Origin of the sequence: Shewanella sp. ANA-3 (assembly GCF_000203935.1) — a bacterium.
Lineage (GTDB): Bacteria > Pseudomonadota > Gammaproteobacteria > Enterobacterales > Shewanellaceae > Shewanella.
Map to the genome: position 1 here is coordinate 3,760,691 of NC_008577.1, position 14,644 is coordinate 3,775,334.

The 14,644-nt window shown below is 45.5% G+C and carries 10 protein-coding genes; 4 read left to right on the plus strand and 6 right to left on the minus strand.

Annotation, left to right across the window (positions count from 1 at the left end; all coding sequences use genetic code 11):
• The 3 genes from ileS to murJ all read right to left on the minus strand — a co-directional run bounded on the left by ileS (position 1) and on the right by murJ (position 5,416).
• On the minus strand, positions 1–2,823 hold the full coding sequence (gene ileS, locus SHEWANA3_RS16450; protein WP_011717964.1) for an isoleucine--tRNA ligase: 2,823 nt from the start codon (positions 2,821–2,823) through the stop codon (positions 1–3).
• A 32-nt stretch (positions 2,824–2,855) separates the two neighbouring features.
• Positions 2,856–3,791, minus strand: a complete 936-nt coding sequence (gene ribF / locus SHEWANA3_RS16455) for a bifunctional riboflavin kinase/FAD synthetase (protein WP_011623706.1) — start codon at positions 3,789–3,791, stop codon at positions 2,856–2,858.
• A 65-nt stretch (positions 3,792–3,856) separates the two neighbouring features.
• Complete coding sequence (gene murJ, locus SHEWANA3_RS16460) at positions 3,857–5,416, minus strand: murein biosynthesis integral membrane protein MurJ (protein WP_011717965.1); 1,560 nt, start codon at positions 5,414–5,416, stop codon at positions 3,857–3,859.
• Between the two features lie 252 nt (positions 5,417–5,668).
• Between murJ and rpsT the strand changes: the two genes are divergently transcribed.
• Complete coding sequence (gene rpsT / locus SHEWANA3_RS16465; RefSeq protein ID WP_011623708.1) at positions 5,669–5,935, plus strand: 30S ribosomal protein S20; 267 nt, start codon at positions 5,669–5,671, stop codon at positions 5,933–5,935.
• A 60-nt stretch (positions 5,936–5,995) separates the two neighbouring features.
• On the opposite strand, the gene SHEWANA3_RS16470 is transcribed toward rpsT, so the two are convergent.
• The gene (locus SHEWANA3_RS16470) at positions 5,996–6,292 is read right to left on the minus strand and encodes a metalloregulator ArsR/SmtB family transcription factor (protein ID WP_006084975.1); all 297 of its coding nucleotides are present in this window, start codon (positions 6,290–6,292) and stop codon (positions 5,996–5,998) included.
• A gap of 135 nt (positions 6,293–6,427) precedes the next feature.
• Between SHEWANA3_RS16470 and SHEWANA3_RS16475 the strand changes: the two genes are divergently transcribed.
• Complete coding sequence (locus SHEWANA3_RS16475; RefSeq protein WP_011717967.1) at positions 6,428–7,834, plus strand: M28 family metallopeptidase; 1,407 nt, start codon at positions 6,428–6,430, stop codon at positions 7,832–7,834.
• A 72-nt stretch (positions 7,835–7,906) separates the two neighbouring features.
• Here SHEWANA3_RS16475 and yaaA read toward each other — a convergent pair whose 3' ends face one another.
• Both yaaA and SHEWANA3_RS16485 read right to left on the minus strand, forming a co-directional pair.
• The gene (yaaA, locus tag SHEWANA3_RS16480) at positions 7,907–8,680 is read right to left on the minus strand and encodes a peroxide stress protein YaaA (protein ID WP_011717968.1); all 774 of its coding nucleotides are present in this window, start codon (positions 8,678–8,680) and stop codon (positions 7,907–7,909) included.
• 107 nt (positions 8,681–8,787) lie between these two features.
• The gene (locus SHEWANA3_RS16485; RefSeq protein WP_011717969.1) at positions 8,788–10,254 is read right to left on the minus strand and encodes a sodium:alanine symporter family protein; all 1,467 of its coding nucleotides are present in this window, start codon (positions 10,252–10,254) and stop codon (positions 8,788–8,790) included.
• A 430-nt stretch (positions 10,255–10,684) separates the two neighbouring features.
• On the opposite strand from SHEWANA3_RS16485, the gene SHEWANA3_RS16490 reads away from it, so the two are divergent.
• Complete coding sequence (locus tag SHEWANA3_RS16490; protein WP_011717970.1) at positions 10,685–13,051, plus strand: phosphoketolase family protein; 2,367 nt, start codon at positions 10,685–10,687, stop codon at positions 13,049–13,051.
• Between the two features lie 239 nt (positions 13,052–13,290).
• Positions 13,291–14,412: an OmpA family protein gene (locus SHEWANA3_RS16495; protein ID WP_011717971.1), complete on the plus strand. Its 1,122-nt coding sequence runs from the start codon at positions 13,291–13,293 to the stop codon at positions 14,410–14,412.
• The last annotated feature ends 232 nt before the right edge of the window (positions 14,413–14,644 follow it).

The following is a 14,644-nucleotide window of genomic DNA, read 5'->3' on the forward strand; positions in this document are numbered from 1 at the left end:
TTACGCAAACAGACGAACTTCGCCGTCACCTTCAATATTGGTTACGCAGCGATGGCACAGCGTTGGGTGAGCCTCAATCGTGCCCACTTCTTCCCTATGGTGCCAACAACGTTCGCATTTCTCTGCTGTTGTTGCATTTACCTCTAACTTCAATGAAGCCAATTCAGTTTCAACGGCATCGCTTGTCGCATCTGCCAATGGCAATACTTTGGCTTCTGAAGTTAACAGGACAAAACGCAGCTCATCACCAATATGCGTTAACTGTTCAGTTAAAGCAGCATCGGCAAACAGCGTGACTTCGGCGTCTAAGGAGCCGCCAATACGTTTATCGCGGCGCGCTTGCTCGATGACCTTGTTGACTTCGTTACGCACAGTCAGCAGATTTTCCCAGTACGCATCACTTAAATCAGTATCTAAAGTGATAGATTGCAGATCTTGGTACCATTCTTGGGTAAACACATAAGCATCACGTTGACCAGGCAGTAATTGCCACACTTCATCGGCAGTAAAGCTCAGGATTGGCGCAATCCAACGCACCATAGCCTCAGCAATGTGGAACAGTGCAGATTGGCAGCTACGGCGGGCATGGCCCTCTTGCTTAGCTGTATATTGACGGTCTTTGATGATGTCTAAGTAGAAGCTACCTAGCTCAACCGAGCAGAACTGCATCAGCTTTTGCGTCACAATATGGAAGTTATATTGCTCGTAAGCTTCAATGATTTCTTGCTGCAGTGCTGCCGCGCGTCGCACCGCCCAGCGGTCTAACGCTACCATATCTTCTACAGCCACTAAGTCCTTAGCAGGGTCGAAGCCATTAAGGTTCGCCAGTAAGAAACGAGCGGTGTTACGAATACGGCGATAAGCATCGGCGCTACGGTTTAAGATTTCATCCGATACTGTCATTTCACCGCTGTAGTCGGTTGCAGCAACCCAAAGACGCAGAATATCCGCACCTAGCTTGTTGGTGACTTGCTGCGGCGCAATAACGTTACCGATAGATTTCGACATCTTGCGACCTTTACCATCAACGGTAAAGCCGTGGGTCAGCACTTGCTTGTAAGGTGCTTTGCCAGTCATAGCGGTAGAAATCATCAGAGATGACATAAACCAACCACGGTGTTGGTCGCTACCTTCAAGGTATAAATCGACACCATGACCATGAAACTCTGGGCGCGCGCCTACCACAGAAGCAAAGGTTGAACCTGAGTCGTACCATACGTCTAAGGTATCGGTCACTTTGCGGTATTGTTCTGCTTCTTCACCCAGTAATTCGGCAGCATCGAGATCCCACCAAGCTTGAATGCCTTCTTGCTCAATGCGGTTGGCTACACGTGCCATTAACGACACGCTGTCAGGGTGCAGCTCTTCAGTTTCGCGGTGTACGAATAAGGTAATTGGCACGCCCCAAGTACGTTGACGGGAGATACACCAATCAGGGCGATTCTCAACCATCTTCTCGATACGGCTTTGGCCCCAGTCAGGGATCCACTGAGTCTGCTCAATTTCGCTTAATGCTTGCTTGCGCAGGTTTTGGTTATCCATTGAGATAAACCATTGCGGCGTAGCACGGAAGATAATGGGCGTTTTATGGCGCCAGCAGTGTGGGTAGCTGTGACGGTACGCAACATGGTGTAATAGCGCGCCTTTTTCTTTCAGCAGTGCAACCACATTGTCGTTTGCTTTAAATACGTGTTGACCAGCAAAAAACTCAGTGTCTGGTTTGTAAACGCCGTTATCACCAACAGGGTTTGCTACTTCTAAACCGTATTTTTGGCCTACCACGAAGTCGTCTTGACCATGGCCAGGTGCAGTGTGAACCACACCCGTACCCGCGTCAGTCGTCACGTGGTCGCCTAAAATCGCAGGTACGTCAAAGGCTAAGAATGGATGCTTAAAGCGAACCAGCTCAAGTGCTACGCCTTTAACTTTACCTAACACGCTGTGGCTCTCGGCGCCGTAACGCGTCATACAAGCCTCAACTAACACATCGGCCAGAATAACTGCGTGAGTCGCGCCCTCTTTCGCAAATTCAACCAAGCTGTAATCCAGCTCAGGGCTGATAGATAACGCGCGGTTAGCTGGCAGCGTCCAAGGGGTGGTAGTCCAAATCACCATAGCCACAGGATGTGAGTAATCGCTTACACCAAACTGAGCGGCTAAAGCTTTGCTATCAGTCGCAGTAAAGGCCACATCGATAGCGGGAGAGGTTTTATCCTCGTATTCCACTTCGGCTTCGGCAAGGGCTGAACCACAGTCTGTACACCAATGAACAGGCTTAACACCTTTATGTAAGTGACCGTTTTCAATCACTTTAGATAAAGAGCGTACGATATTGGCTTCGGTAGCAAAGTCCATCGTTAAATAAGGCTTTTGCCAATCACCTAGCACGCCTAAACGAATAAAGTCGGCACGTTGGCCATCGACTTGCTCGGCGGCATATTTACGGCATTCTTCACGGAATTCGGCCGCAGAAATTTTTTGACCAGGCTTACCGACTTTTTGCTCAACTTTCAGTTCAATTGGCAGACCGTGGCAATCCCAACCAGGCACATAAGGCGCGTCAAAACCTGACATGGTTTTTGACTTAACAATAATGTCCTTAAGAATTTTGTTGACTGAGTGACCAATATGAATACTGCCGTTCGCATACGGTGGACCGTCATGCAAAATAAAAGGTGTGCGGCCAATTCGGCTATCACGGATCTGCTGATACAGACCGTCTTTCGTCCAGCGCTCTAACATCTCTGGCTCGCGATTTGCCAAATTACCACGCATCGGAAACTCAGTTTCCGGCAAATTCAAAGTAAATTTATAGTCGCTCATTGATCCTATACCGTTAATTAAACTGATAAATATCAGCCTGCATCGTTACCAAATAAAGCTCTGGCCTCATTTGCATCATTCAAAATCTGTTGTTTTAGTGCATCCAATGAATCAAAGGGTTGTTCATCGCGAAGTTTTGCCACTAACTCAACCTCAACATGCTTGCCATAAATGTCACCTTCAAAATCAAAAAGATGCACCTCAAGCTGACAAACTTGACCATTTACAGTCGGGCGGAAACCAATGTTGGCAACCCCTTCATAAATATCGCTCTCATCCCAATAGAGTTTAACCGCAAACACCCCGCGCACGGGCACCACATTGCGTTTGAGGGCAATATTGGCGGTGGGGAAACCTATGGTGCGGCCAATTTTTTGGCCATGGGCCACGCGGCCGCTTAAGGTAAAAGGATGACCGAGTAGGCGTCTCGCCTGCTCTAGGTTTCCTTTAGCCAATTGTTCTCTTACCGCAGTAGAACTCACGCGTTGCGAGCCCACCATAAAACTCTGGGTGCTTACCACGGTAAAGCCATAACGAGCTCCCGCCTGCATCAGCATTTCAAAATTGCCTTTTCGGCCTTGACCGAAGCAAAAGTCATCGCCAACGACGAGGTATTTCACCCCGAGCTTGCGCACCAGCAGTTCTTCGATGAAATGCTCAGCCGGTTGATCTGCAAAGGCACGATTGAAGTTAACACACACTAACCGTTCAACGCCTAACTCATCTAACAGGATGATTTTGTCCCGCAGTAAGCTCAAACGTGCGGGCGCATTCTCACCACGGAACAACTCCTGTGGTTGAGGCTCAAATGTCATCACTGTCGGAGGTAATGAAAGCTGCTTGGCCTTTTGCACCAGATTGGCAATCACCTGTGCATGGCCGCGATGCACGCCATCAAAATTACCTATCGTCAGCACACAGCCATGGTGAGATGACAAAATGTTATGTATACCGCGGATTAATTCCATAACTTTAGACAACTGCCAAGCGCAAATCGGCTGATTATATAACAGCTAACGATAAGAATCAGCAATCAAACTCCCCGTTTCATTGACCAAGGACGAATTCCTAATGCCAATAAGCCAAGTAAATACGTCATCGCGCCAACAGCAATCAAACCAATCAAAGCCTTAGCACGCCCAACTAACTGCCATTCCAACCATTGGGATTGCGTAGGTAAGAAATAGTACAAGACTACCACCATCAAGGCCGTTGAAACCACGGCTTTAAGGAAAAACACCATTGTGGGCTTAGAAATTCGGTAAACACCCGCCTTGTGTAGACCGCGATATAACAGAGTGGCATTCAATAAAGCCGACATTGATGTCGCAATCGCTAAGCCAACATAACCAAAGGGAATCGCAAAGATCAGGTTAAAGCCCATGTTAGTGATCATGGCGATAATGCCGTAACGCACTGGGGTCTTTGTGTCTTGGCGTGAGTAATATCCAGGTGCTAACACTTTGATAAGCATAAAGCTGAGTAAACCACTGCCATAAGCCATCAAGCTGTAGGATGCCATTTCTACGTCTTGGATAGAGAATGCGCCGCGCATAAACAGCACCATCAACATGGGCTGGGCAAGCACAATCAGCCCCATCATGGCGGGTAATCCTAATAAAAGAATCGCCTTAATGCCCCAATCCATGGTTTTACCAAAGCCATCCCCTTCGGCATTCACATGATTGCGAGATAAAGCAGGTAAAATCACGGTGCCAATGGCAATACCGAATAAACCGAGTGGAAATTCTAATAAGCGGTCCGAATAGTACAACCAGCTGATGGAGCCCGTCATGAGGAAGCTGGCAATGAAGGTATCGAATAATAGATTGATTTGTGAAACTGACACCCCAAACAGCGCTGGGATCATCAAGGTTCTGATCTTCACGACACCAGGATGTTTCCAGCCCCATGACGGTTTAACGAGAGCCTTTTCTCTAAGTAAGAAGGGAATCTGGAATAAAAACTGAATTAAACCGCCACAGAACACCCCCCATGCCAAGGTAATTTCAGGCTGAGAAGACGTCGGCGCAAAAAACATTGCCGCCGCAATAATAGCCACGTTTAAGAATACTGGGGTAAAGGCCGATACCGCAAAACGTCCACGGGTATTGAGAATGGATCCCGCTAACGCGGTAAAGGTGATAAACCACAGATACGGGAAGGTGATTTTAAGCACAACGGTTGCCAGCTCAAATTTGGCGCCATCGGGCTCATTGTTAAGCCAAGCTACAAACCAGCCGCCACCAAATAAAGCGGACAAAACAGGCGATGCGATGACACCGACAAGAGTCACAATGGTCACCAACAGCCCTAAGGTCCCCGCCACTTTACTGAGTAACTCTCGAGTCTCGTCCGAAGTGTGTTTTTCTTGATATTCGGTCAGGACGGGAACAAATGCCTGAGCAAAAGCACCCTCAGCAAATAATCGGCGTAAAAAGTTAGGAATTTTATTAGCGAAGAAAAAAACGTCGGCGCTTGTCCCTGCCCCCATTAAATTGGCAACAACTACATCTCGAACCAAACCTAAAACACGAGAAATCAACGTCATAGCACTAACAATCATGCCAGATTTCAATAATTTTTTACTCAAACGTCCCCCAGACCTACATCGAATGGATTAGGTGATTCATCTCAAAAAATCGACTCAGGCTCTGTCACACTGCGGCAATAGCTGTTAGAATTGCGCCACATATTACACGAGTTGGGTTGAAGATAGCCAAGGCGGGTTGAATTAATTTATCTTTATGATGATTATTCAATCATAGTCATTGACAAAGTGACTAAATGCAGGCATATTCCTCGGCCTTTAAAAGTATCAAATCCAGTTTTTAGGAGTTGCACCTTGGCTAATAGCAAGTCTGCAAAGAAGCGCGCGCTTCAATCTGAAAAGCGTCGTCAGCACAACGCCAGCCGTCGCTCAATGTTACGTACATACGTTAAAAAAGTAATCGCTGCTATCAAAGCTGGCGATCACAAAACAGCAACTGAAGCTTTCGCTGCTGCACAACCAATCGTTGACCGTATGGCGACTAAAGGCCTTATTCACAAGAATAAAGCTGCCCGTCATAAGGCTCGTTTGAACGCTAAGATCAAAGCACTGGCTGCTTAATTTTCTTAGTGAATAAAAAAAACCGGCAATTGCCGGTTTTTTTATATCTGATGATTACCATTAATGACAATAAATATTGTTCAGTAAATGGATCATCTCACGCACTTCATCACTCTTAAGCGAATAAAATACGGTTTGCGCTTCTTTGCGTGTGGTTACTAAATTATCTTTGCGTAACCAAGCAAGGTGTTGTGATAGTGCCGATTGACTTAAGCCTAATTTTTTATTCATTTCGCCAACGCACATTTCACCTTCGTTCAATAAATAACAAAGGATAAATAAACGGCGTTCGTTTGCGAGTGCTTTTAATAGCACTACGGCATGATCGGCTCGCTCCTGCATCAATTCAATATTCATTACGCACTTTTTCTCCTAAAACTAACCCCTGCGCTAATATAGCGTTGCCTTACAGATATAGTCGGGACATAAAGCACACTTTTTGCTAGATTGTTTTCAAAAATGGGACATGCTTAATAAAAATAAAGGAAACCTATGAAATCCTACCAAACAACATTGATAACTGGTCTATTTATTGGCGGTTTTAGCGCTTGTCAAACCCACGTAGAAACACCCGTAAAAAATGATATTCCCGCGCAATTACAGCAAACCGCATTAGCGTCATCCTTGGGATATGACATAGTCGAATCCCTCACTGTAGAAGTCGGTCCACGCTTAGCTGGCAGCCCAAAAGACATAATTGCTGTGAACTGGGCAATGAATAAGTTAACCAGTCTCGGGTTTGATAAGGTTTATAAAGAGCCTGTACAGGTTCCTATTTGGGAACGTGGAGAAGCCAAAGCCAAGATCATCTCGCCGGTAGAACAACCCTTAGTGATCACGGCCTTAGGTGGTAGTGTTGCAACGCCAATTGAAGGCATTAAGGCTAAAATTGCACGTTTTGATAGCCTTGCGGCACTACAAGCGGCAAATCCTGAAGATGTAAAAGGCAAGATTGCCTTTATCGATCAAAAAACTGAACGTCACATCACGGGTGAAGGTTATGGCAAAAGTGTCGGCGGCCGCTCGAAAGGTGCAGTCGCTGCGGCGCAAAAGGGAGCCGTTGCAATCGTCATTCGCTCCATTGGCACTGACCATGACCGCATGGCGCACACTGGCGTAATGCGTTATCAAGATGGCGTGCCTAAAATCCCAGCCGCAGCGATGTCTAATCCCGATGCAGACTTAGTAGATGCCATGTTAAAACGCGATCCGAATGCGGTGCTCGAGCTGCATATGTCACCGAAGGATTTAGGTACGAATACCTCTTACAATGTAATTGCAGAAGTCACTGGCAGTAGTAAACCCAATGAAATCGTGCTGATTGGCGCCCATTTAGATTCTTGGGATGAGGGGACGGGGGCAATTGATGATGGCGCTGGCGTTGCGATTGTGACTGCCGCGGCGAAACATATTCAAGATCTTCCGCAAAAGCCTGCGCGTACTGTACGAGTGGTACTTTACGCTGCCGAAGAAATTGGCTTAGTGGGAGGTAAGGCTTATGCTGAAGCACACAAAGCCGAGCTACCTCTGCATTACATTGCTGCCGAATCGGATTTTGGCGCTGGCCCAATTTATCAAATTGACACTAAGGTAAATGATAGCGTTTTTGCACAAGTCCAAGAGAGCATAAAGCCAATGACATATAACGGTGTCGCCCTTGGTAATAATCAAGCATCTGGTGGGCCAGATGTCTCCATGTTGCCCGCATTAGGCGTACCAGTTGCGTCATTAAGACAGGATGGCCACGATTACTTCGATTATCACCATACACCTAACGACACCTTGGATAAAATCGATCCTAAGGCGCTCGCGCAAAATGTGGCGGCATATGCACAATTTGCCTATGTCATGGCGAACTCAAATCTAGTATTAACACCGATTAGTACTGAGTCGAAATAATCTTCTGCCAGCACATCCTTCGTAAATAAAAAGAGCAGCCTAGGCTGCTCTTTTTATTTCACGCATTATGAGTTACTGCGCTTCACGCAAGAATGTTGGCTCATTCGGTTTACTCAATTCTTCACTGTAGTAATAACCTGCCACATCAAACGCCTTTAATTCCTCAATCGAACTCACTTGCTGGTCAATGATATATCTTGCCATCATTCCCCTTGCCTTTTTAGCAAAAAAACTGATGACTTTATATTGGCCATTTTTAAAATCTTTAAAGACAGGAGTGATTAATTGACCAGCTAATTGTTTTCGTTTTATCGCCTTGAAATATTCATTAGATGCGAGGTTGATAATGATGTCATCGCCCTGCGCTGCGACCGCATTATTGACCGCTTCGGTGAGAGTATTACCCCAAAAATCGTAGAGATTCTTACCTTTAGGATTGGCAAGCGCCGTCCCCATTTCTAAGCGATAAGGTAAAATCAAATCCAAGGGGCGCAGTAAACCGTAGAGCCCAGATAAAATACGCAATTGTGACTGGGTACGTTCGAGCTGTTCGGGTGTCAGCGTATCAGCATCAAACCCCGTGTAAACATCGCCTCTAAAAGCAAAAATCGCCTGCTTAGCATTATCAATGCTGTAATCGGGTGTCCACTCCCCAAAACGCGCGGCATTTAAACCTGCGATGTTATCGCTCACCTTCATTAATGTTGCTATGTCACTGGGGGTTAACCGTTGGCAGACTTGAATGAGCTCTTGGCTATAAGCTAAAAAATCGGGCCGAGTGTGGGTTTGAGTCAAGGGAGGTTGCTCAAAATCTAGGGTTTTCGCCGGTGAAACCAAAATCAACATTAACACGCTCCAACAAAAAAATACGCCACTATGATACTGAACAAGCATAAAAAAACCACGTACGGATGACGTGGTTTTTCCGATAGCGCTAATCAGTGAACTTGAGTTTAGCGACTAAGCGCAGATTCAGTACGCGCTTTCGCCTGCTCGTTGGCACTATTATCCTGCCAAATACCATCATCGAGTTGTTCCATCAATTCGGGGAACTTACTGCGATCGAACTCAGGCATTTTGCCACTCTTCAATTGCTCACAGTAATCGTTGATAACCCGTATTGCTAAGCCAGATAACAGCAGCAATGCAATGATATTGACCGTTGCCATTAGTCCCATAGACACGTCCGCTAAGTTCCACACTAAGCTGATTTTGGCCACAGCACCAAACATCACCATGCCTAATACGCACAGACGAAATAGCGGTAACGCCTTAGTGCTGTTACCCGTTAAGAACATTACGTTGGTTTCGGCGTAGGAATAGTTAGCAATGATAGAGGTAAAGCAGAATAGGAAGATAGCTATCGCAATAAAGGCGCCGCCCCAATCTCCTACGTGGTTTGACATCGCATTGATGGTGAGACGAATGCCATCTTCGCTAGAACCGATATCGCCTGAAAGCAAAATAATCGCCGCAGTTGCTGTACAGATAACGATGGTATCGACAAACACTCCCATCATCTGCACAAAACCTTGGGATGCAGGATGATTAGGATTAGGTGAGGCACTCGCCGCCACGTTTGCCGCGCTGCCCATCCCCGCCTCGTTTGAAAACAAACCACGGGCGATTCCCGCTTGCATAGCCTGAGCGACCGTATAAGCAACACCACCTGCGGCGGCCTCTTGCCAACCGAACGCACTCTTTACAATCAAGCTGATGATGGCTGGCAGTTGATCTAAATTGAACAGCACGATAATAAAAGCGATCAGAATATAAGCCAGTGCCATGATAGGCACGATAAACTCTGATACTCTCGCAACTTTACGTAAGCCACCGACAATCACAAAACCACTGGCTAACACTAAGCCGATACCAACATAGGTCGGGTTGAAGCCAAACACCCGCTCCATTGCGCCTGTAATGGTATTGGCTTGCACCGCGTTAAACACTAAACCAAAGGCGATGATCAGGAAGAAAGCGAACAACACCCCCATCCACCTCTGACCAAGTCCCTTCTCCATATAATAGGAAGGACCGCCTCGAAACTGACCGTTGGTGTCTCGAACCTTATATACTTGTGCAAGCGTCGACTCCACCATAGCCGTCGCCATACCCAACATGGCGATTAACCACATCCAGAACACAGCGCCAGGTCCAGCAGCGCCAATCGCCACGGCAACACCAGCCATGTTTCCGGCACCAACCCGAGCGGCCATACTGGTACAAAAGACTTGGAATGAAGACAGACCACTTTCACAGCCTTGGCGGCTCATGGTCATGACTTTTAGAGAGTGCTTGAAGTGTGTAAGTTGAATAAATACAAGTCGTAAGGTGAAATAAAGCCCCGCACCCACCAATCCGTAAACGAGCAATTTGCCCCAGAGCAGTGCGTTCAAAAAGTTTACAATCGTTTCTAGCATATTATTTTACTTCTTCCCGTAGCAAATGCCTCCCTCCACCTATACTTAGCGAGGTGCAACATTTGTGGTGAATGAATCCTTCCAAATAAAGGTAAGAATATCGGTAGATTTATTCTTTCAAATTATCCTTCCGTGAATTTACAACATCACGGCTACCGAATTCAACGCAGCAAAATAGCACAGTATTCGAAATTACTCATGTGATCAAGCCTAGGTTTGCATCGTTAAATAGCTACAACCTCACACTCGTAAAGCTTAGATAAGTCACTGTTAATATTAAATTAACAATTTAATAAACTTAATCCACATGCGTTAACGACGAACACAAGTTTTAAAATTTGGATGCAGGGCACATTTTTGTAAGAAAATTACAAATATAGTAATCCCAACACAACACAGTTCAATTCCGTCTGCTCTAGTGAGGCTTAATATGACGACTACACATGAGATAAATGCTCTTAAAAAATATGTAAGAGCCACTAACTTCCTCGCCACCTCTCAGATTTACCTAAAGCAAAACGTATTACATAAGCGCCCACTTGCGCATTCGGACATTAAACCTCGCCTGTTAGGGCACTGGGGGACTTGTCCGGGGATTAACTTCGTTTATGCCAACGTCAACCGACTCATTGTAAAACATAATCGTCCTTTTATTTACTTAGTCGGCCCAGGCCATGGTTTCCCCGCAGTACAAGCTAACCTATTCATCGAAGGCTCACTCAGCCACTTTTATCCAGAAACCATTCCTTATAATGAAACCGGTATCGAAGATATCTGTAAGAAGTTTTCGGCAGCCTATGGTTACCCTTCTCACGCAAACCCAGAAGCACCCGGTCAAATCCTTGAAGGGGGCGAATTAGGTTACTCGTTAGCTGTAGGTTGGGGCGCGGTATTAGACAATCCTGATCTTATCGCAACCGTATTAGTGGGCGACGGTGAATCAGAAACAGGTCCTCTTGCAGCCTCCTGGTATGCGAACCGTTTAGTCTCCCCTGCCACCAACGGCGCAGTGTTACCAATCGTGCATATCAACGGCTATAAGATTTCAGGCCCAACCCGTATGGGACGCATGAGCCATGAAGAGCTCGATCTTGAATTCCGTGGTCTTGGTTATCACCCCATTATTGTCGACAGCGAAGCGGAAGAAGATATCTACGTCCAAATGACAGCCGCTATGGATACTGCTTATAGCATGATTAACGATATCCAAACCCGCGCACGTAAGGGTGAAGATATTGTCAAACCTCGCTGGCCAGTGATCTTAATGCGCACCGCCAAAGGCTGGACAGGTGTTAGCGAATATAATGGTACAAAATTAGAAGGTAACTGCGAATCGCACCAAGTTATCGTCAACAAATGTGCGACCGATAAAGGCCACCTCAGCGCACTGGATAGCTGGTTGGCTAGCTATCAGTTCCAAGAGCTTTACCAAATCAATGGCCAGGGTGAACTGATTTTTGATGCAGATATTAGCTCCTTGATCCCACCTAAGCATTTAGCTTGTGGTCGCCAACATCTCACTTATGGTGGTGAAGTTGTTAGATCGTTATCCAATCCTGATCTCGAAAAACTCAGCTACGGTCCAGAAGTGCCACGTGGACACCGTGGCTACTCTATGTTGAAAATGGGTCAATGGATGCGTGATGCATTCAAACTGAACCGTGACCAACGCAACTTACGTATCTTTAGCCCAGACGAAACCTATTCAAACCAACTGCAAGCAGTATTTGAAGAAACCGACCGCGCATGGCAATGGCCAATTGAAAGCTGGGACGAGGATATGACTCGTGATGGCCGCGTGCTCGAGTTACTCTCTGAGAACTTGCTATTTGGTATGTTGCATGGCTACACAGTAACGGGTCGCCACGGCATGTTCCCAACCTATGAGTCTTTCTCACAGGTTGTATCTTCAATGGCCGACCAATACTGTAAATATGTTTACGCCAGCCAAGGGGTGCATTTCCGCAAACCTCTACCGGCGTGCAACGTAGTACTTTCTTCATTATTAGAGCGTCAGGATCACAACGGTTACTCGCATCAAAACCCATCGTTCCTCGGTGCGATGTTAGAAAAACATCCAAAGATTATCTCTGCTTATTTACCTGCTGATGCAAACAGCACCTTAGTTTATACCGAACGCGCTTTTGCGGATCGTGACAAACTAAACATCCTAGTGGCTGGTAAGAAAGAGCTACCACAATGGCTGAGCTTAGAAGAAGCACGTAAACAAGCAAAAGACGGTGTGATGGTGTGGGATTTTGCTTCAGATGAAAATCCAGATATCGTGCTTGCAGGTTGTGGTGATTATGTCACTCAAGAATGTATGGCCTCTTTAGTGATTATTCGTGAACTGTTACCAAGGGTCAGAATTCGTTTTGTCAGCGTGACCGAATTAAGCAGTGATGGCTTAGGTAGCCGTAAATTTAAAGAAAAACCATGGATGATGGATGAAATATTTACCCAAGATAAAGGGGTAGTATTTAACTATCACGGTTATCCAAATACGATCAAAAAGTTAATTTTTGACTACAAAGGAAGTCGCCGTTTCAGAATTAAAGGTTATGAGGAAGAAGGTTCAACAACAACACCATTTGATATGGGTGTTCGCAATGGCACTTCTCGCTATCACCTTGTTATTGATATGGCTTACAAACTATTCCAACAAGGCGTCATTGATGAAACTAAGCACGTTTCAATCACGACCGATATGCTGCAACGACTGGTTGATCATCGCAACTATATTAAGGCAAACGGTGTTGACCCTATTGAAATTGAAAATTGGGTTTGGACACGTTAACCTTAAATTTAATTAACAAATTAAATACAATTAAAAGGCATCCTTCGGGATGCCTTTTTAACATCAATCAAAAGTAACAATATTCTATTCGATAAAAAAACTTCAGAGTAAGCACTGGAAAAATTTAACAAATGCAGTGATAATTAATCGCTGGCTACAATACCAAAGGATCCCCACACTAAGTGCTAGCAATGTTTTGCATAAAACCTGCAAAGCATATTGGTGGAGAATCATAAACAATGGACTTAGAGAAAATGATGAAGAATACATTAAAAGTAGTTTTGCTTACATCAATGCTTCCACTTGCTGCCAGTGCATCTCAAGAGCTAACACCTTGGTATGTTGGTGCAGGTTTAGGCGTTAATAACTATGAACACATTGCAACTGATAACGGCGATGACAACCCATACGCATGGGACATCTTCGCTGGCTATATGTTTAATGACTACTTTGGTGCAGAAATCGGCTATCGTGATCTAGGTAGTGCAGATTGGACCTATGCAGGCATTGGCAATGATGCAGATGTAAAAGGTGCAACTCTTGGCTTAGTGGGCGTGTGGCCACTAGGTAACCGTTGGAGCCTGTCTGCTGAAGCTGGCGCAATGTACTACACCCTAGAAAACAACCAACGCGTTGGTGGCGTATCTAGTTCTTACAGCGAAAACGACTTCGCACCTTACTTCGGTGCAGGTGTTGGCTATAACTTCACTGATAACCTGAAGTTACAAGCTAAATACCGTCGCTATGAAAACTTAGATGATAACGCTGGCGCTAACGCTATCGTTCCAGTAAATGCAGACAGCAACTACTGGGGCTTAGAATTAAGCTACCGTTTTGGTACTGCCGCGGCAGCACCAGTGGCAGCAGCCGTTGTTGCAGCAACTCCAGTTGATTCTGACAACGATGGTGTTTACGACGATAAAGATCAGTGCCCAGCAACTCCAGCAACTCACAAAGTTGACTCTGTTGGCTGTACTATCTACGAAAACGTTAAGAAGCAAGAAGATGTAGGTTCTATCCAGTTTGCTAACGATTCTGCTGTAGTGAAGAAAGAGTACTACAAAGACATCGAAAGACTGGCTAATTACATGAACAAGAACCCAGAATTCACTGTTGAAATTGCGGGTCACGCTTCTAACGTAGGTAAACCAGAATACAACATGGTTCTGTCTGACAAGCGTGCTGACGCTGTTGCTAAGATCCTTGTTGAAAAATATGGCATCAGCCAAAGCCGTGTAACTTCTAACGGTTACGGTATCACTAAGCCATTAGTGGCTGGTGACTCTAAAGAAGCTCATGCAGCTAACCGTCGCATCGAAGCTATCGTGACAACTACTGAAAAACAACCTGTTCTGAAGTAATTGCACTCTTAAGAATAAAAAAGTCGCTGCTTGCAGCGACTTTTTATTTTTATAACATCTACACTATGCAATCTGATGATGCTTAGCTAATCGTTGTAATGCAATCACCGCTTTTCGCGCTAATACGATATAGTTTTACCATTTTTGTAATTTTTTTACATTGATGGTTGGAAAAGTTGGCAAAATCGCTTCTAATAGTCATCAGTTCATTTCTGAGTTTAGACCGCTATCT

What these genes read in the sequence shown, in the direction of transcription:
- ileS (WP_011717964.1), bottom strand. Translation starts at nt 2,823, where the DNA reads ATGAGCGACTATAAATTTACTTTGAATTTGCCGGAAACTGAGTTTCCG.
- ribF (WP_011623706.1), bottom strand. Translation starts at nt 3,791, where the DNA reads ATGGAATTAATCCGCGGTATACATAACATTTTGTCATCTCACCATGGC.
- SHEWANA3_RS16470 (WP_006084975.1), bottom strand. Translation starts at nt 6,292, where the DNA reads ATGAATATTGAATTGATGCAGGAGCGAGCCGATCATGCCGTAGTGCTA.
- SHEWANA3_RS16475 (WP_011717967.1), top strand. Translation starts at nt 6,428, where the DNA reads ATGAAATCCTACCAAACAACATTGATAACTGGTCTATTTATTGGCGGT.
- yaaA (WP_011717968.1), bottom strand. Translation starts at nt 8,680, where the DNA reads ATGTTGATTTTGGTTTCACCGGCGAAAACCCTAGATTTTGAGCAACCT.
- SHEWANA3_RS16485 (WP_011717969.1), bottom strand. Translation starts at nt 10,254, where the DNA reads ATGCTAGAAACGATTGTAAACTTTTTGAACGCACTGCTCTGGGGCAAA.
- SHEWANA3_RS16490 (WP_011717970.1), top strand. Translation starts at nt 10,685, where the DNA reads ATGACGACTACACATGAGATAAATGCTCTTAAAAAATATGTAAGAGCC.
- SHEWANA3_RS16495 (WP_011717971.1), top strand. Translation starts at nt 13,291, where the DNA reads ATGGACTTAGAGAAAATGATGAAGAATACATTAAAAGTAGTTTTGCTT.